The sequence below is a fragment of the Candidatus Pantoea communis genome, assembly GCF_011752685.1.
In the GTDB taxonomy this organism is placed as follows: Bacteria; Pseudomonadota; Gammaproteobacteria; order Enterobacterales; family Enterobacteriaceae; genus Pantoea; species Pantoea communis.
In genome coordinates this window covers 184,063-200,881 of the sequence record NZ_VWXC01000011.1, presented here as the reverse complement: position 1 = coordinate 200,881, position 16,819 = coordinate 184,063, and the positions used below count along the sequence as shown (strand labels likewise).

10 protein-coding genes are annotated in these 16,819 nt (G+C 52.8%); 2 read left to right on the top strand and 8 right to left on the bottom strand.

Annotated features, from left to right (window positions below; translation table 11 throughout):
* Nucleotides 1-268 precede the first annotated feature (268 nt).
* Complete coding sequence (locus F3J37_RS16125) at nt 269-5,818, bottom strand: autotransporter outer membrane beta-barrel domain-containing protein (protein ID WP_240154110.1); 5,550 nt, start codon at nt 5,816-5,818, stop codon at nt 269-271.
* A 580-nt stretch (nt 5,819-6,398) separates the two neighbouring features.
* Between F3J37_RS16125 and F3J37_RS16120 the strand changes: the two genes are divergently transcribed.
* Entirely contained in the window at nt 6,399-7,742 is a 1,344-nt protein-coding gene (locus tag F3J37_RS16120; RefSeq protein ID WP_166934404.1) for an MFS transporter, read from the top strand.
* A gap of 135 nt (nt 7,743-7,877) precedes the next feature.
* Nucleotides 7,878-9,035 (top strand): alpha-hydroxy acid oxidase, encoded by a 1,158-nt coding sequence (locus F3J37_RS16115; RefSeq protein WP_166934402.1) that lies wholly within the window; start codon nt 7,878-7,880, stop codon nt 9,033-9,035.
* Nucleotides 9,036-9,121: 86 nt separating this feature from the next.
* Here F3J37_RS16115 and arnF read toward each other — a convergent pair whose 3' ends face one another.
* From arnF to arnB, 7 genes are read right to left on the bottom strand one after another with little or no spacing between them, the layout of a single operon-like run.
* The gene (arnF, locus tag F3J37_RS16110; RefSeq protein WP_166934401.1) at nt 9,122-9,496 is read right to left on the bottom strand and encodes a 4-amino-4-deoxy-L-arabinose-phosphoundecaprenol flippase subunit ArnF; all 375 of its coding nucleotides are present in this window, start codon (nt 9,494-9,496) and stop codon (nt 9,122-9,124) included.
* Nucleotides 9,493-9,825 carry a 4-amino-4-deoxy-L-arabinose-phosphoundecaprenol flippase subunit ArnE gene (arnE, locus tag F3J37_RS16105; RefSeq protein ID WP_166934399.1) on the bottom strand — a complete coding sequence of 111 codons (333 nt, stop codon included), beginning with the start codon at nt 9,823-9,825 and terminating at the stop codon, nt 9,493-9,495. Before arnE ends, arnF begins: the two co-directional genes overlap by 4 nt.
* On the bottom strand, nt 9,822-11,483 hold the full coding sequence (gene arnT, locus F3J37_RS16100; protein ID WP_166934397.1) for a lipid IV(A) 4-amino-4-deoxy-L-arabinosyltransferase: 1,662 nt from the start codon (nt 11,481-11,483) through the stop codon (nt 9,822-9,824). Before arnT ends, arnE begins: the two co-directional genes overlap by 4 nt.
* A 31-nt stretch (nt 11,484-11,514) precedes the next feature.
* Nucleotides 11,515-12,399 (bottom strand): 4-deoxy-4-formamido-L-arabinose-phosphoundecaprenol deformylase, encoded by an 885-nt coding sequence (gene arnD / locus F3J37_RS16095; protein ID WP_166934395.1) that lies wholly within the window; start codon nt 12,397-12,399, stop codon nt 11,515-11,517.
* Nucleotides 12,396-14,375 carry a bifunctional UDP-4-amino-4-deoxy-L-arabinose formyltransferase/UDP-glucuronic acid oxidase ArnA gene (gene arnA, locus F3J37_RS16090; RefSeq protein WP_166934393.1) on the bottom strand — a complete coding sequence of 660 codons (1,980 nt, stop codon included), beginning with the start codon at nt 14,373-14,375 and terminating at the stop codon, nt 12,396-12,398. The genes arnD and arnA overlap by 4 nt, the downstream gene beginning before the upstream one ends.
* Entirely contained in the window at nt 14,372-15,358 is a 987-nt protein-coding gene (arnC, locus tag F3J37_RS16085) for an undecaprenyl-phosphate 4-deoxy-4-formamido-L-arabinose transferase (protein WP_034829843.1), read from the bottom strand. Before arnC ends, arnA begins: the two co-directional genes overlap by 4 nt.
* Before the next feature lie 5 nt (nt 15,359-15,363).
* Nucleotides 15,364-16,500, bottom strand: coding sequence for a UDP-4-amino-4-deoxy-L-arabinose aminotransferase (arnB, locus tag F3J37_RS16080; RefSeq protein ID WP_166934392.1), 1,137 nt, complete (start codon nt 16,498-16,500; stop codon nt 15,364-15,366).
* Nucleotides 16,501-16,819 lie beyond the last annotated feature (319 nt).

The following is a 16,819-nucleotide window of genomic DNA, read 5'->3' as shown; positions in this document are numbered from 1 at the left end:
TGACGCTATCGGTATTTTTATTTCATGTTAATTTTTATTTGAAATTCATTTTCCGAAATGTGATATCAAGCATTCTGGCTGATTTATTTTGATGGTTAAACATCAAAAGGGAGCGTTAATTTAAAGAGTGAGAGGCGAAGATGGATTCGAATAACCCTGGATTGAGGTGGACGATATTGATTAATAGCGGCGTGTATGTATTTAAACATTTGAGAGAGGAAATAAGAAAAACCTTACGCCAATGGATATTGGCGTAAGGTAAACGCGATCAGAATTGCCAGCGAACCCCGCCGTTATAGCGCCAGCCTTTCGTACCGTTACCGTCAATTTCCTGACGATAGTCGGCCTCGGCATACAATGAGAGATTCCCTTTTAGCACGGCCGTACCACCGATGCCCACATCCCACATCTGTCCGAACTTCCCGCTGTCGAAACTGACACTGTCCGCGCCGCCGTTAATGCCCGCTCGCGTAGTGGCCGCCCCTCCCCAACCACGCGTATAGCTGGTGCGCAGATAAGGCGTATATTGCTGGCCGGCTGTATCTTGCCAGGTGCGATCCAGACGCGCGCCCACGCGGCCAATGGTTTGATCATAATCGCCCCAACTGACGCGTGTGTTATCGCGATCAACCAGATCATCCATGTTAAGTTGCAAGTACATTAACTGCGCCTGCGGTTCGAGACGTACGCCATTGCCCAACTGCCACGGATAGCCGGTTTCCAGTGAGGCGCCCCAGCCATTGCCTTTCAGTTTGCCCACCTCTTTTTGCCGCGCAATATCGGTATCGCCACGATGCCAGTCGAATGACAGTGCCCCATCAACATAGAAGCCACTGTCACGCAGCCAGGTGCCGTACAGCGACAAGGTATCGCTATCGAAAGTGGTCGAGCTGTAACCGTCCGCTGCATCGGGACGAATACGGGCATTACCGCGCGTATAGGCCACCCCGGCTCGCAAACTGTCGCTGGCGCCTTGCAGATGAATCAGATTGCCGCCCAGTTGCACTGCGCTGTAATCAAGATCGAAATCGTAGCCGTTTTGACTCAGGCTGCGATCCGTCTTGTAAGTGAGATTGGAACCCAGATAACGGATAAACATCTCACCGCCATTGCCCGCGCTGCTGCCTGAATCCTGACGTAGCTCTCCCAGTCGCTTATGCAGATCATCCATCACCGCCATGTTGTAGTAGGCCAGCCCGACCGGCGCAGAAATATAAGATGGCATCTGAGGCGTAAGTTGTGGACGCACCGCATTATCTGCTGCATCGCTGACAAAGTTACTCGCGAGACGAAAATCCTGACCGGTTCCGTTTGAACTGCTGTAAAGGCCATATTGATAAGGACCCGCGGCGACATAGCCCTTTGCCAGCGCGAAGCTGTTAGCACTGGCATTGCCGGTTACCTGCGCCAGTGCAATGCCCTGTTCAGGCGTCATCACCGCCAGACGGTTCCCCGTCGGGTTAACATCCAGCAGAGTGGTGCCGCTGGTATTGCCATTCACACGCACACTGTCACTGACGCCTGTATCAATTTGCGTATTGAGCTTCACGCGTCCGCCAGCTGAATTGAGATCGCCATCGATGGTTAGCGTGTTGCCCGGAACACCATTGCCATTAGTCAGATCCAGCGTACCGGCATTATTCACCACCAGCGAACCGTCGGTGGCGCCACTCAGCAGTGGATTGACGCCGTTGCCCGCATACAACGTTGAGCCTTCGCCGATATTAATGGTGCTGTGCGCCAGTTTCAGATTATCGGTCAACGTCCATTGAGTGTTATCGAAGTTGATGGTGCTCCAGCCACCGCCAAGGTTGGTGCCTTTGCTCAGGTCATCGGCGCTAAATGACCCGCCGCGCGCATTGATGTCATTAAAATAGAGCGTGCTGCCTGCGCCATTCTGCGTGGTGATGTGCCGGGTATTGGCCAAATCAACCTTCTCCACCAGCGCCTGGTTAGTGCCGCTCCCCATTGTCACGCTGCCATTAAGCGTGCCGCCGGACACCTGCACGATGTCGTTACCGGCCCCCGTATTCACATCCCCCACCACGCTGCCTGACATCAGTGCAATGCGGTCGCTGGTCGCGCCGCCCGCCACCACCTCAATATCCGGGAAGGTGGCGCTGATTTGCCCCTGGTTGATAAACAGTGTTTGCCCTCCGCGCAGATCAATCACCGGTGAGACTTTACTGTTTGAGACGATACTGCCCCGGTTAATCACTTCACTGGCGGTGTCAGTGACAATCGCCGATCCGCCACTAAAGTCATACACACCGATAAAGCCTTCGTTGATCACTCTGCCGGTCGTATTAGCGCGTACGCCGGTAGTATTGGCACCCGAAAGGAAAATGGTGTAATTAGGACCGAGGGTCAAATCGTTGTGGGTGACAGAACCATCTTCATTAGCAAACAGATAGCCGATGCCGGGCGCGTTGGTCAGGCTGTTGCTGCTGACGTTGATATAAACATGGTCGTCATAGCCGAACGACGTTGCCGAGCGAATGCCATTACCGCCATTGACGTCCAGTCGCACATAATTCAGTGCAATATTGCTGGTTTCAGCGCGGTTATTAATAAGATTGCGGGCACCACTCAATTCCACATGATCGGCGATAAATCCTGCGGCACCGTTATCAATCAACACCGTGTCTGCGTCACCGCTGGACCAGATATTGCTGCTATAACTGTTGTACTGTTCGCCTTGCCCATCACCAATAATGTTAAGCGAACCGCCATTGCCAACACGAATGGCAGCGGTCCCTTCGGAATAGATCTGTCCACTGTTTTGCCGATAAGTTGACGCTCCTGATGAGGCATCCAAAGCCACACCTTTATAAGCGGAAATCGAACCACTGTTGACCAGAAGGCCGCCATCCGTCAGTGCAACCGCGCGGCTGTTGTTGCCATTGACGGTGACGGTACCCTGGTTATTGATATAGCCGCCGTCGCCTGCACTCAGTAACGAGATGTTCTCCGCATCCGTCGTCAGATTAGAGCTGTTGCTGATGCTGCTAAAGCCTTCAAGCGCCTGATAACCGATTTGATTGGCAGCATGGAATGCAATTTGACTGCCTTCACCAATCACTACCGTTCCGCCATTGCCCGCCTGCGCGCCCACCGCATGTTCACCGTACAGATTGATGGTGCCATTTTGGTAGAAATAAGCTGCGTCCCCAAAAGCTACGCCGCCCACGGAAGGCTGTGTCGCGCTGGCATTGCCGGCGGAGACATTGATCGTGCCGTTGTTGGTCGCACGAGCGCCAACCGAATAGGTATAACCCTCGGAGTAAAGCCCGCTACTGCCATTCGTGATCGACACAGTGCCATTGTTGGTGGCATTCCCGCCGAGCGAGCCAATCCCCACCGTGTTGCTGCCTTCCAGCGCGATATCACCGTTATTGATCAGCTGCCCAGAGCTACTGGCAATAAAACCAATCTGCCGATCCTGCGAGCCATAGATATTGGCATTGTTAGTCAGCAGCGTGTTGGTGTAAGGCAGCGTTGTGGAGTTGGTAATATTGCCATTGAGGTCGGTACGATTGCCTTGTACCTGTGCCACGATGCTATGTATGCCATTCATATTGACGGTGGTTGCAGCGTCAATCGTGCCCTGCGCAGCACCCTCAATACGCAACCCGATGCCATTTTCGCCGAGATTAAAGATGGCATTGCCAGTGCTGACCGTGGTGTTATCACCACTGCCCAGGACGGCGGTGGAAAGGTTGCCGTTTGAAGTTAACGTCATGCCACTGCCATCAAAGCTCGCGCCATCCTGCACACGAAAGATGGATGCGTTATCTCCCGTTACGCCGTAGTGGCCATTCTCGGGCAGTAAAATTTTTGCGTTCGGCCCCATAGCGAGAAAGGTGATTTGATCGGCACCGCTATTACCCGTGGGTAGAGCCGCCTGCGACACATTCACCGTGGCATTGCCTTCCGCGCGTATCCCAATCGCGCCAACTCCGTTTAAGGTGATCGGTCCGCTGATCTCCGCCGAAGCGACCCCGCTATCGATACCCTTCACCCATACTGCGGTGTTACGTGTTCCTTCCGTGACATTTGCATTGCCAACAATATTGATTTGTCCATCAGACCAGGCGTGCGCAAAACCACCGTCATTCGCCGTCACCAACAGGCCGGTACCGTTATCACCATTCAGGTTAATCACTCCGGCATTGCCCACCTGACCGCCGCTGCCAGAGTCCATCACCGCCAGTCCAGTGCCGCGACCATTGACATCAATGACGCCATTATTCAGGGTGACGGCATCCGCGCCGCCAGACACGCTCATCGCCGCGCCGCTTTGTACGCCCGAATCCATGATGATGTGGCCGTTGTTGACTGCGCTGTTGCGACCCAACTGAAGGATACCGGTGGCGCTATCCAGCATAACGTCAGACGTTGCATCACCGGGATGATTTTGCGGCGTACGGCCAAGATAGATTGTGCCGTTATTAGTAAAGGTGCTCGCATTGCCGCTCAGCGTCACCGCTGTCGCACTGCCGTTGTCGCCGACCAGATTGATGGTGCCGTTATTCACCCCTTCGCTGTTATCCAGCAGGACGGCTGAACCCGTGCTGTTGATAATGCCGTTGCTGATAAAGTGACTATCACTGGCATTTACCGCTAATCCGTTAATGCCGAGCGTGCTGGTATCAATGCCACTCCCATCGGCGTTATTAAAGAAACCGCTATTAATCACACCGTTGTTGATGCCGCTGCTGCCATTGGTTAATACCAGAGCATCATTATCGGTGATTCCGCTGCCGGTACTGGCGAGCTTGCCGTTTATGGTTGCGGTAGCGCCATTGTCTGCACGCATGGCCCCGCCATTGGCATTCGCGACCTCAAGTGTTTTTCCTGCCTCAATAGTGGCACGCGCATTGGCACCGTCAGCGCTGAGTACCACGCGCTCGCCTATTGGCAAGAAAGCTTCATCGTCATCCGGGGTATTCACTCCCCACACCACCTGCCCGCTGCTGAGCGTCACTGCTTTATTAAATTCGTTGTTGTAGTCAGCGGAACTAATTTGGCCATTCTGCAGTTGCTCAATCAGCCAGTCGTTGTAATTTTGCAGGTCGCTCAACGACGTCACGTTAAAGTCGGTGGTGTCGCCATACAGGCTGGTCACACTGAATGCGCCATTATACGCCACCAGATTGTCCACATTCAGACCCCACCGCGACACGGCAGGAATCTGCGTGGCGGTGAAAGTGATGCGGTTATCCGAATCCCAGTTCATGTTGCCTTTGTTGCTGGCAGTGAATAAGCGGCTCTGCTTTGCCGCCATCTCCCAACCATTTGCCACCGTGCTGGCTCCCTCAGTGCCTAGTTGCACGTTGATAGTGCCATTACTCACTGAGGCAACACGCGCATCAATGTACTGCTGATTCTTCACCTCTTCGAAATCGGTGACCAGGGTGCTGCTATCGACCGGCGCGAGATTGCTTAACGCGGCAGTGTTGTAAGTCTGGAAATTGCTGTAAGAGCGGTGATCCTCATTAGGCACAGAGATCGTGAAATCCTGCGCCCCCAGACTCAACCTCTCTTTTCCTAATAAGTTGTTATCTGTCACCAACCGGCCTTGATCCTGTAACTCGCCAATGGAGACCTGCAATTCGCCACTTTTACCCGGCGTAAATTGCGGCAACCCCGTTAGCGATTGTGTGCTGCCGTTGCACACGCAAAACACCCCCACTTTGTTGTCATTTTTCGCAGGGTCAAAGGGCTGAATAACGGCGGCATTGGTTTGCATCGCAGGAATTATAATGCCTTGTGCAGCCAGCAAGCTGATAACCAGCGGTTTTAATTTAAACAACATCCTTTCCTCCAGAGAGAAAATAATATTTTTCGCGCGGCAAAAACTAATACCGTGCATGACGGTTGGTTTAATAAACGTGAGAACAAGAATGGAGAGCCTATTATGTCGAGTTATCTCACCATTTCGTAAAGAAAACGTCTAGCTGGAGTTAAGGTGAACAGGGAGGTTTAAGTCAAATTAAGAATTAACCCTTGAAAATCAGCAGGTAACACGGAATAACTTAATGACTTCATCTTCATTTATATCAATGTATTAGTCTAAATTTAAAGTCCATTCATTACTGGGTTTATTGAGGTTTATATCTTCTCATTATCGATATTCGCAGATAACAGAAAAAACAATTTCCCAGTGAAATAGATCCATTCTATTTTGAATGTTAATGTTATGAAGATTAATAAGCGCAGCGCTGTAGCGGGTCGGAAATAATTGACTCAAAATTGATATGCTGTCGATTATCGAAGGCAGGAATCAAAGCGAGGATGTAAATTCGCGCCATCGTAAATTTGTGATCGTTCGCGCAACAAACCAACAAACATCCTTGTATGGTAGTCTAAAATTATAAACCTGCAGGATTTTGACTATGGCATCTTCCACTTTTACTCAGACCCAAACGGCACAGGGAAATCACACCTCACTCATTCGTCGTGTCGCCAGTGCTTCTGCGATTGGCACCGCGGCGGAATATTATGATTTCTTTGCCTATGGCACGGCTGCAGTGCTGTTTTTTGGCCACCTGTTCTTCCCCAGCCACGACCCTTTGATCAGCACCCTCGCCGCGTTTGCAACTTATGCCGTTGGCTTCCTCGCCCGGCCGATTGGCGGCATCGTTTTTGGCCATATTGGTGACAAAGTGGGACGTAAAAAAGCGCTGGTGGCCACCATCCTGATAGTGGGTCTCGGTACTTTTTGTATTGGCTTGCTGCCAACCTATGAAAAGATCGGCATCTGGGCACCGGTGTTGTTGATCGCTATTCGCCTGCTGCAAGGTTTTGGCGTGGGCGGCGAACAAGCTGGCGCGGTCCTGATGACCGCAGAATATTCGCAAGCATCACGTCGTGGTTTTTTTGCCAGCTGGGTACAAATCGGTGCGCCGGTTGGGTTCCTGCTGCCGCTGGCACTGTTCGCAATTCTTAATGCCTCCCTGAGCGCGGAACAAATGATGGATTGGGGCTGGCGCGTACCCTTCTTACTGAGCGCAGTGCTGGTCATCGTGGGTTTGTTTATTCGTTTACGCATCGATGAATCGCCAGTGTTCGCCGCCATTCGCGAAACCAAGGCCGCCGAATCGCGTCCGTTAAAAGAAGTGATTCGCGGTAATCCGAAATTAGTCATCAATGGTGTGGCGGCTAAATTAATTGAAGCTTGCGCCTTTGCCCTCTTCACGGTGATTATCCTGGCGTGGGGCAAAGCCAACAATCTCGACGCCGGCATACTGATGAACAGCATGATTGTAGCGGTGATTCTCGAGGTATTTGCCATTCCGCTGATGGGGGCGTTATCCGATAAGATCGGTCGCAAACCGGTATACATGATGGGTGCACTGCTGATTGTGATTTCCATCGTGCCGTTCTTTTATGCCCTGTCCCAAAACAGCTACTGGCTAACGCAAATTGCGATGATTGTCGCGCTGACGCTGGGCCACAGTATGTGCTACGCCCCACAGGCTTCCTGGTTCCCGGAACTGTTCCCGACGCATATTCGCTGCAGCGGCATTGCAGTGATTTGGCAGGTGGGATCGTTAATTGGCAGTGGCGTGCTTGGCTTAGTCGCGGTGAAAATCCTGCAGGCCACCAATGGGCACTGGTATGGCCTGGCGCTGTATGTTGCGGTACTGGGGGTGATTTCCGTTGTAGGCCTGCTGCGATTGCCTGAAACGGCTCCAGGCCGACGTGATGGCGAATATCATACCTGGGAACAACATTAATTAACGATGGGCGCACTAAGGTGCGCCCATATGCTTTATTCAGATATGCAATGCCATTTAAAGCATTTGCCAGATCCCCTTCTTGCAATAGCATGACTTTTCTCTTCTTTATCCTCACAGCTGAATCGCTAGCCCATGCGCAAACTGTATCAACGTTGCCTCTCGTTAAATGATTTCGAGAAATATGCCCAAAAGCGTCTGCCCCATCCGCTGTTCGCTTATGTGTCCGGTGGTGTTGAGGACAACATTGCGCTCCATCACACTCAGCAATCCTATGCTCATTACGGCCTGATACCGGAAAACATGGTCGATGTGTCGCAACGTAATACTGAGGTAGATCTGTTTGGGCATCGCTATGCGGCGCCTGTGGGTATTGCGCCGATGGGCATCTCTGCCATCACCGGTTTTCAGGGCGATATTGCTTTAGCGCGGGCAGCGGCGAGCAAGAACGTCCCCTTTATTATGAGCGGTTCCTCGTTGATTCCACTGGAAGACGTGGCCGCGGCTAATCCGGCGATGTGGTTCCAGGCCTATTTGCCAAAGACGCTGGAAGAGATTGATGCGTTGGTGGATCGCGTCAAACGTGCGCGCATATCCGTACTGGTCGTGACGGTGGATACGCCGGTCAAAGCTAACCGGGAAAACAACGTGCGCGCCGGATTTTCCACGCCATTCCGCCCCAGTCTGGCCTTGGCGTGGCAAGGCGTCACCCATCCCCGCTGGCTTTACGGCACACTGTTGAAAACCTTACTGACCTCGGGCATACCTTATTTCGAGAACAACAACGCAGTGCGTGGCGCACCGCTGTTTTCCAAAAATGCCGTGCGTGACTTCAGTGGGCGCAGCCATCTCACCTGGCAGCATATCGAACATATTCGTCAGCGCTGGACGGGCGCGATGGTGATTAAAGGAATTCTGAGTCGAAATGATGCATTGCGCTGTAGATCCATTGGCATCGACGGCATTGTGGTCTCGAATCACGGCGGTCGTCAGTTGGATACGGTGATCCCGCCGATTTGTGTCCTGCCCGAGATTGTCACCGCTGCGGGAAATATGACGGTGATGATGGACAGCGGCATCCGACGTGGCACCGACGTCATCAAAGCATTGGCGCTGGGGGCAAGGGCCTGCTTTGTTGGCAGGCCTTTTAACTATGCAAGTGCGGTAGGCGGAACATCGGGCGTTGAGTGGGCCATTGACCTCATCACTAATGAAGTCAGTCGCGATCTGGGCATGCTGGGTGCACCCTCGCTCGCAGACCTCAGTGAAAAGCATTTACGACTGATAAGGTGACAGCGTCACGCCATGCAACTCATCGACGAGGTGTGGTCCCCGCTTTGGTTCCATGGGGATCGCCTGTCACTTCTAACGTTCTGCGGCTAAGGTTTACGCGGCAGCGACACACACAACAATCCGAGCACAATCAATATAACACCGGCAAAACTGCTCCAGCGGAAGGCTTCACCAAACATTGGCAACGAAATAGCTGCCAGCCACACCAACACATAACTCAGGCTCAGCAGCGGATAGAGCCGGTTAAGCGGCAAATGGCGCAGCGCCAGCATCCAGCACAGCATCGACAACGCATAGGCTCCCAGTCCAAGGCACAGCAGGAGCAGCGGCTGCAGATGCTGCCAGAATTGCGGGCTAAGGATTGCAGTCAATGGCGGGAAATGTAGCATCGCGGCACGCAGGACCAATTGCGCCAGCGACACCAGCAGCACGCTGCACAGCGCGAGGATCACCCCTTTCATAGGTGGCTCCCCATCAGCGCGACCCCGGCAACAATCGCCAGCGTACCGAACCATTGTTGCAAGCTGTATGTCTCACGCCAGATCAACTTAGCTGCGATGGCCACCAATACGAAGTTGAGACTCAGCATCGGATAGGCCACGCTGACCGGCACCACACGCAATACCAGTAGCCACAGCAACATCGCCACGCCGAGCAAAAAGAGGCTCAGCGCAATCCACAAGATGAGCTGCTTCTTGCCGTGGCGCATCCCCAGATACGCCGCCTGCTTTTGACAAAGCTGGGCGGCGCAGCTCAACAAACTGACCAGAAGAATAAGCAACAGGTTCATGGTGTCGCGTTATAACCGTAATAGACCAGTCGACCTTGACGATAAACGTCATCCGGCGTTGGCATTGCAGGGTCAGGCCCGTTCTCGCCCGAGTTGAGCATCATCACTACGGACACTTTGCCATGGCGACGATGTTCACGCAGCCAGTCAGCAAATGCTGCGCCATCAACATAGCGCGTTTTCGCATCGGGATAGCTAAGACCGTATTGCAGTTCGCCTTTGGCATCATAGAAAGTGATATCACTGCGCTCAGTTTCCCATGCCACTGCAGCCGCGATGCCAGGATTGTCAGCCAGCAGATAACGGCTGTCTGCCAGTTGATGATGCACAGCCTGTACAAAACTCTGCGGCTGTTTGGAATCACGAACCTTCTGCGGTATTGCGAAGCCGATCAGTAGCGCCAGCGTTAACGGACAAAGCGCCGCCAGTTGCCAACGGCAGGCACCCGGTTTGAGACTGAACCACCCCATAATGCCCCAGCCGGCAAAGGCCAGTACGCCACAGATTAACGGCAGTATTTCATCATGGGTATAAACGGGCTTGTGCGCCAATCCCCATGGCGCAACCACCACCAACAGGACTAAGGTGGTTATGGCGCCAAACAGCAGGTTTATCCAGCCATTAACTTTAAACACCTTCACTAACTGTGCAGAACCACTGTGGGCGTAATGCGCCATCAACAGTGCTAAAGGTGCAAAGCACGGCAGAATGTAGGTCGGCAGTTTCCCTTTAGCGATGCTAAAGAACAGTAGTGGCAAGATCACCCAACTTAACAGGTAAATGGCTCCCGCATGTTGACGACGCTGGCGCCATGCGCCCATCAGTGAGCCCGGCAGCAGCGCCAGCCACGGCAGGCATCCCGCCAGCAACACCGGCAGGTAATACCAGAAGGGGGCTTTGTGCTGTGCATCTTTCTCTGCAAAGCGCTGAATATGCTCAACCCAGAAGAAGTAATGCCAGAAATCCCCTTCCTGGCGATAAATGGCCAGCGCCCACGGCGCACTGAGCAGTGCGGCAACGATGATCGTCAAAGGTCCCCAGCGTAATAGCTCGCCGAAGCTTTTTTGCCAAATCGCCCAGGGCACTATCGCCAATACCGGCACCGCCAGCGCAAGGAAGCCCTTAGTCATAAAGCCCATCGCGCAGGCTGCGCCCAGCAGCACATAACCGCAGAGACGCTGTTGCGTAGTAGAAGCTTGCGCCACCAGCCAATAGCTGCACATCGCGGCAACCATCCACAACAGCAGAATAGGATCCAGCACCGCGTAAGTGCCAATGCCATACACCAGAAGCGAAGTGAGAAAAATGATGCTGCCGGTCAGAGCGATTTTCCGGCTGGCAAACATCTGATGACCCAGCCAATAAATCAGCACTGCACTGAGCGTGGTGCAAAAAATCGAACCGGCGCGTACACCGAAGTTGGTATGGCCAAACAAGAGCTGGCCGATATTGTTGACCCAATAACCCGCTATGGGCTTTTCGAAATAACGCAAATCAAAGAAGTGCGGTACCACCCAATTGCCATTGACCAGCATTTCACGGCTGATTTCAGCGTAGCGGGTTTCATCCGGCTGCCACAAGGCGCGGAATTCGACCGGGATAAGATAATAAAGCGCGAAAAGCGCCAGCAGCAGCGCCGTTTTGGTGCCTGTACGCATCCGTGGTTCCTATAAAGTTTCCTGTTAACGTTTAGCGCTGGCAGCCCAGCCAGCCTTCGCGTCCGGGTATATGCCCACGTACCAGATTGCCCTGCGGGAGTGTGCTGAGATCGTCAGGTAACAACTCGCTCAGAGGACAGAAGTGAATGCCTTGTTGCTCCGCGCGGGTTAATAACTCGCCAAACGCCTTAGAACCGATAATGCCCTCAACTTCAGCATGAATGGTGTACACCGGCGATCCTTCGGCTGCGAGCATCTGCTCAAGAATGAAATCGTTATAGTCAGCGGCGCTAACCGACTGTCCGACGACTTCATCCCATGTAGGCAATGTCACGGGGATTTGCACCGTGCCTAAGCTGCCATCACGCAGACGCGGCAAGAAGGGTCCAGTACCACGACAATCACTGTTGTAGCTGAAACCGAAGGTCTGCTTAGCGGCGATAACGCGGCCATCCGCCCGCCATCCGGCCACGGCAGAGCAAGTGACAGCGTCACCGATAATCGCTTCCAGTGCGGCTTTCCCACGCGAAATCTGTTCCAGCAACTTCTCTTCTGACCACACGCCTGCCCAGGTTTGCCAGGCAAAGTGATCCCAGGCGTGCAGACCGACTTCATGATGATCGGCTGCGGCGCTGATGATCTCCTCCAGACCGCGGCCAATCTCACGTCCTGGCCAGGCCGTACCAGCCAATAAAATATCCCAGCCGTAGAGTGAAGCTGCGCGCGAGCGCAGCATTTTCCATAAGAAGCGCGGTTTCATCAGGCGCCACAAGTGGCGCCCCATGTTATCCGGCCCAACGCTAAAGAAGAAACTGGCCTGCAACTGATGCAGGCTAAACTGCTCTAGCAGCGCCGGAACGCCGAGTTTGGTTCCACGCCAGGTATCAACATCTACGCGCAAACCAATTTTCTTCATGGCTTATCCTGCAACTCAACGGTGCGCAGGAAGAAATCCAGCGTGTTATCGATCGTGGTATCCATCTCAATGGTCGGCGTCCAGTCCAGCAAGCGACGCGCATTTTTGATTGACGGCTTACGATGCTCGACGTCCTGATAACCTTTACCGTAGTAGCTGCTGCTCTCTACTTCGCGGAAACCGGCGAACGGTGGGAATTGGTTGCGCAGCGGATGACGTTCGAAGCTTGCCAGCAGACGTTCCGCCAGCTCTTTGATGCTCGCCTCATTTTCCGGGTTACCGATGTTGACGATCTGACCGTCGCAGTTGTTGTTCTTGTTCTCAATGATGCGGAACAAAGCTTCAATACCATCACGAATGTCAGTGAAGCAGCGCTTCTGTGCACCACCGTCGATTAACTTGATCGGCGAACCTTCTACCAGGTTGAGGATCAATTGGGTGATCGCACGGGAGCTACCAATACGCGCAGCGTTGAGGTTATCAAGACGCGGGCCCATCCAGTTGAAAGGACGGAACAGCGTGAAACGCAGCCCTTCTTTTTCGCCATAAGCCCAAATCACGCGGTCCAGCAGCTGTTTGGAAACCGAATAGATCCAGCGCTGTTTGTTGATCGGCCCCACCACCAGGTTGGAGTGATCTTCATCGAAGTGTTTATCGGTGCACATGCCGTACACTTCTGACGTGGAAGGGAAGATGATGCGCTTTTTGTATTTGACGCAATCGCGGATGATCTTGAGGTTCTCTTCAAAATCGAGTTCGAACACGCGCAGCGGGTTGCGGGTGTATTCAATTGGCGTAGCAATCGCAACCAGCGGCAACACCACGTCACATTTTTTGATGTGATATTCGATCCACTCTGAGTGAATGCTGATATCACCTTCAACAAAGTGGAAGCGCGGCTGATCGAGGAAACGGCTGATAGCATCAGAGCCGATATCAAGACCGTAAACTTCAAAGTTGTCATCCTGCAGCAAACGTTCGGTCAAGTGGTTACCGATAAATCCGTTTACACCCAGGATCAGTACACGCGTACGACGTTTAACGGCTGCAACCGGCTGAGAGTACAACAGTGCGCCCGGCACCATCCCCAGACTCTGCGCCAACTGGCTGCCGTTCATATAGACGCCATTTTCACTTTGTCCGGTCACCACTTCCAGTGCACCTTCCCCGCAAGCAATCAGGAAAGGCTCAACGGAAATCACTGTGCCTGGCTTCGCTTTTGGCGCATCAGCATGTACGCGCCCTTTCCACACGACAAACTTCACGGTTCCCGCGAAAGCAAATGCGCCCGGCCATGGATCGGTGACCGCACGAACCAGGTTGTTGATTGACTGTGCAGACTGTTCCCACATAATGCGACCGTCTTCTGGTGTGCGACGTCCCACCACCGTCGCCTGGCTGTGATCCTGAGGAATTGCCGCAATTTCACCACGTTTCATCGCTGGCAGTGCCTGCTCCAGCAGTTGTGTAGCACAGGCTGTCAGTTTGCGATGCAGAGTTAAGGCGTTGTCTTGTTCATCAATGGCGACACGCTGCTGTGCCACGATATCGCCTGCATCCGCGCGTTTTACCATGCGATGCAGGGTCACGCCGGTTTCAGTCTCGCCATTCACTAACGCCCAGTTAAGTGGCGCGCGCCCACGATATTTAGGCAGCAGTGAACCATGCAGGTTAAAAGCGCCCAGGCGCGCGCTGCTGAGGATGCTGTCATTGAGCAGATTGCGATAGTAGAAGGAGAAAATGTAATCCGGTGCCATGGATTTAATGCGGTCGACCCACAGCGGATGGTTAGCATCTTCCGGCGCATACACCGCGATACCCTGCTCTGCCGCCAAACGGGCGACAGAACCAAAGAAGTGGTTCTCATTAGCAGAATCAGCATGGGTGAAGATCGCGCTGATTTCGAAACCCGCATTTAACAGCGCAGTAATACCTGCACAGCCCATATCGTGATAGGCGAAGACGATAGTTTTCATTGCTCAATTTCCTGTACAGAGGAGACATCTTTCTGCGAGTTAATAACACGTTGAATGAAGTAGCGCGGACGAGCGCGGACGTCGTTGTAAATTCGGCCGATGTATTCGCCGAGTAGGCCCATACCGATAAATTGCGCGCCGACAAAAATAAACAGCACCGCAAACAGCATGAACACCCCGTCTCCGGCCCAGTCGGCACCGAGGAACAGACGCAATACGATCAGTACCAGTGAGAAGGCGAAACCGGCCAATGCAATCAGACTGCCAACAATACTCAGCAGGCGCAGTGGCGTGGTGGTCAGGCAAGTCACCAGGTCGTACATCAAATTGATCAGCTTCATAAAGCTGTATTTCGAATCACCAAATTCGCGCTCGGCGTGGGCGACAGGCAGCTCAATCGTGCGGCGCGCAAAGGTGTTGGCCAGGATAGGAATAAAAGTGCTGCGCTCGTGACAGTTGAGCATGGCATCGACAATGTGACGGCGATAAGCACGTAACATGCAACCATAGTCACCCATCGCTTTACCGGTGACGCGTTGAATCAGCTGGTTGATGGTGCGGGAAGCGCGGCGACGAAACCAACTGTCCTGACGATTTTGACGCACAGTACCGACCACGTCATACCCCTGCTGAGCGGCTTGCACCAGATTGGGGATCTCTTCAGGTGGATTCTGCAAATCCGCATCCAGTGTGATAATCAGGTCGCCTGATACATGGCTAAAACCGGCCATGATTGCCGAGTGTTGTCCATAGTTGCGGTTCAGCAATACGCCGACCACATGGCTTCCGGGCATGTCAGCGGCATCGGCGATCATCTCACCTGAGCGGTCGCTACTGCCGTCATCCACCAACAAAATCTCATAATCGAGATTCAGCACAGCACATGCCGCATCGGTGCGACGCACCAACTCTGGCAGGCTCTCCTCTTCGTTGTAAACCGGGATCACCACGGAGACTTTACGAATATCTTTTTCTTCGAGCATGTCAATCAAACTCCAGCGATATGACGTAATGCGCCGATCACGCGGCTAACGTCGTCATCGCTCATATCTGGGAACAGCGGTATTGAGCAAATGCGGTCGCTATTCCATTCCGTGTTTGGCAAGGAAAGTTGTGGGTAGCGTTCGCGATAATATTTGTGGGTATGTGCCGCGCGGAAATGCAAACCAGTGCCGATGTCTTGTGCTTTCAGCGTTTCCATCAACGCATCGCGGCTGAGTCCACACTGCGCTTCATCAACGCGAATGATGAACAAATGCCAGGCGTGTTGATGCGCCCAGGTGGGTTGAGACAATGGCAGGAATGGCGTATCAGCCAGTTCTTTTAGATAGCGTTGGGCAATCTCTGCACGGCGAGCATTGATGGCGGGCAGTTTGTCCAACTGAACCAGAGCAATCGCAGCGCTAATGTCCGGCAAGTTATATTTAAACCCAGGCATAATCACTTCAGCCTGCGGTTTACGGCCATGCGTGTGACGGTCATAAGCATCAACACCCAAGCCGTGAAATTTCAGGCTGCGCATGCGATCGGCCAACTCAGCGTCATCGGTAACAATTAAGCCACCTTCCGCGCACGTCATATTTTTAATGGCATGGAAAGAAAAAATAGCCGTGCCCTTATTTCCGACATGCTGACCTTTGTAATAACAACCTGCAGAGTGTGCCGCATCTTCGATCACTGTGATGCCATGGCGTTCACCAATGGCGCGAATGGCGTCAATGTCCGCAGGAGCACCGGCATAATGCACCGGAATGATGGCACGCGTCTGAGGCGTGATGGCCGCTTCAATTTGCTCAGGCGTGACCATCAGCGTATCGCGGTCAACATCAATCATCACTGGCGTTGCACCCAGCAGCGTAATGATGTTGATGGTGGATACCCACGTCAGTGAAGGTGTGATCACCTCATCACCCGGCTGGATGTTTAACGCGAGGAGGGTGACGTGCATGCCTGCCGTGGCGGAACTGACAGCAATCGCATGTTGATTGCCGGTTAACTGGCAAAAGGCTTGTTCCAACGCCGCATTTTTCGGGCCGGTGGTGATCCAGCCTGATTCAAAAACCTCTTTTACTGCCGCTAACTCTTCCTCGCCCAAAGCGGGGCGCGAGAATGGAAGAAAAGTCATAAGTTTACCTTAACGTTTGACACCTAAAATTGCCTGCAATAGGACCAATTGCAGTGTGCAGTGATTCAGATTCATAACAACATTCAGTAACTTGCTGTTTAAACTTAGATTACACAGAAAAAATTAGATAGCACTAAGTGTTAATTTTTTAATCTACAGCAAAAAACTTAAGCACACCTGTCTTATTGCTCGTAGAACAAAATACGGATGAAAACTTAACTGAACATTAAATGGGTAACGCGCAAGCTGGCTTTTTTCTTAAATGTTGAGGATTGGTAGAAGATGTACGCTCAACCGTTGTGTCCCGCTATTTAGTCGT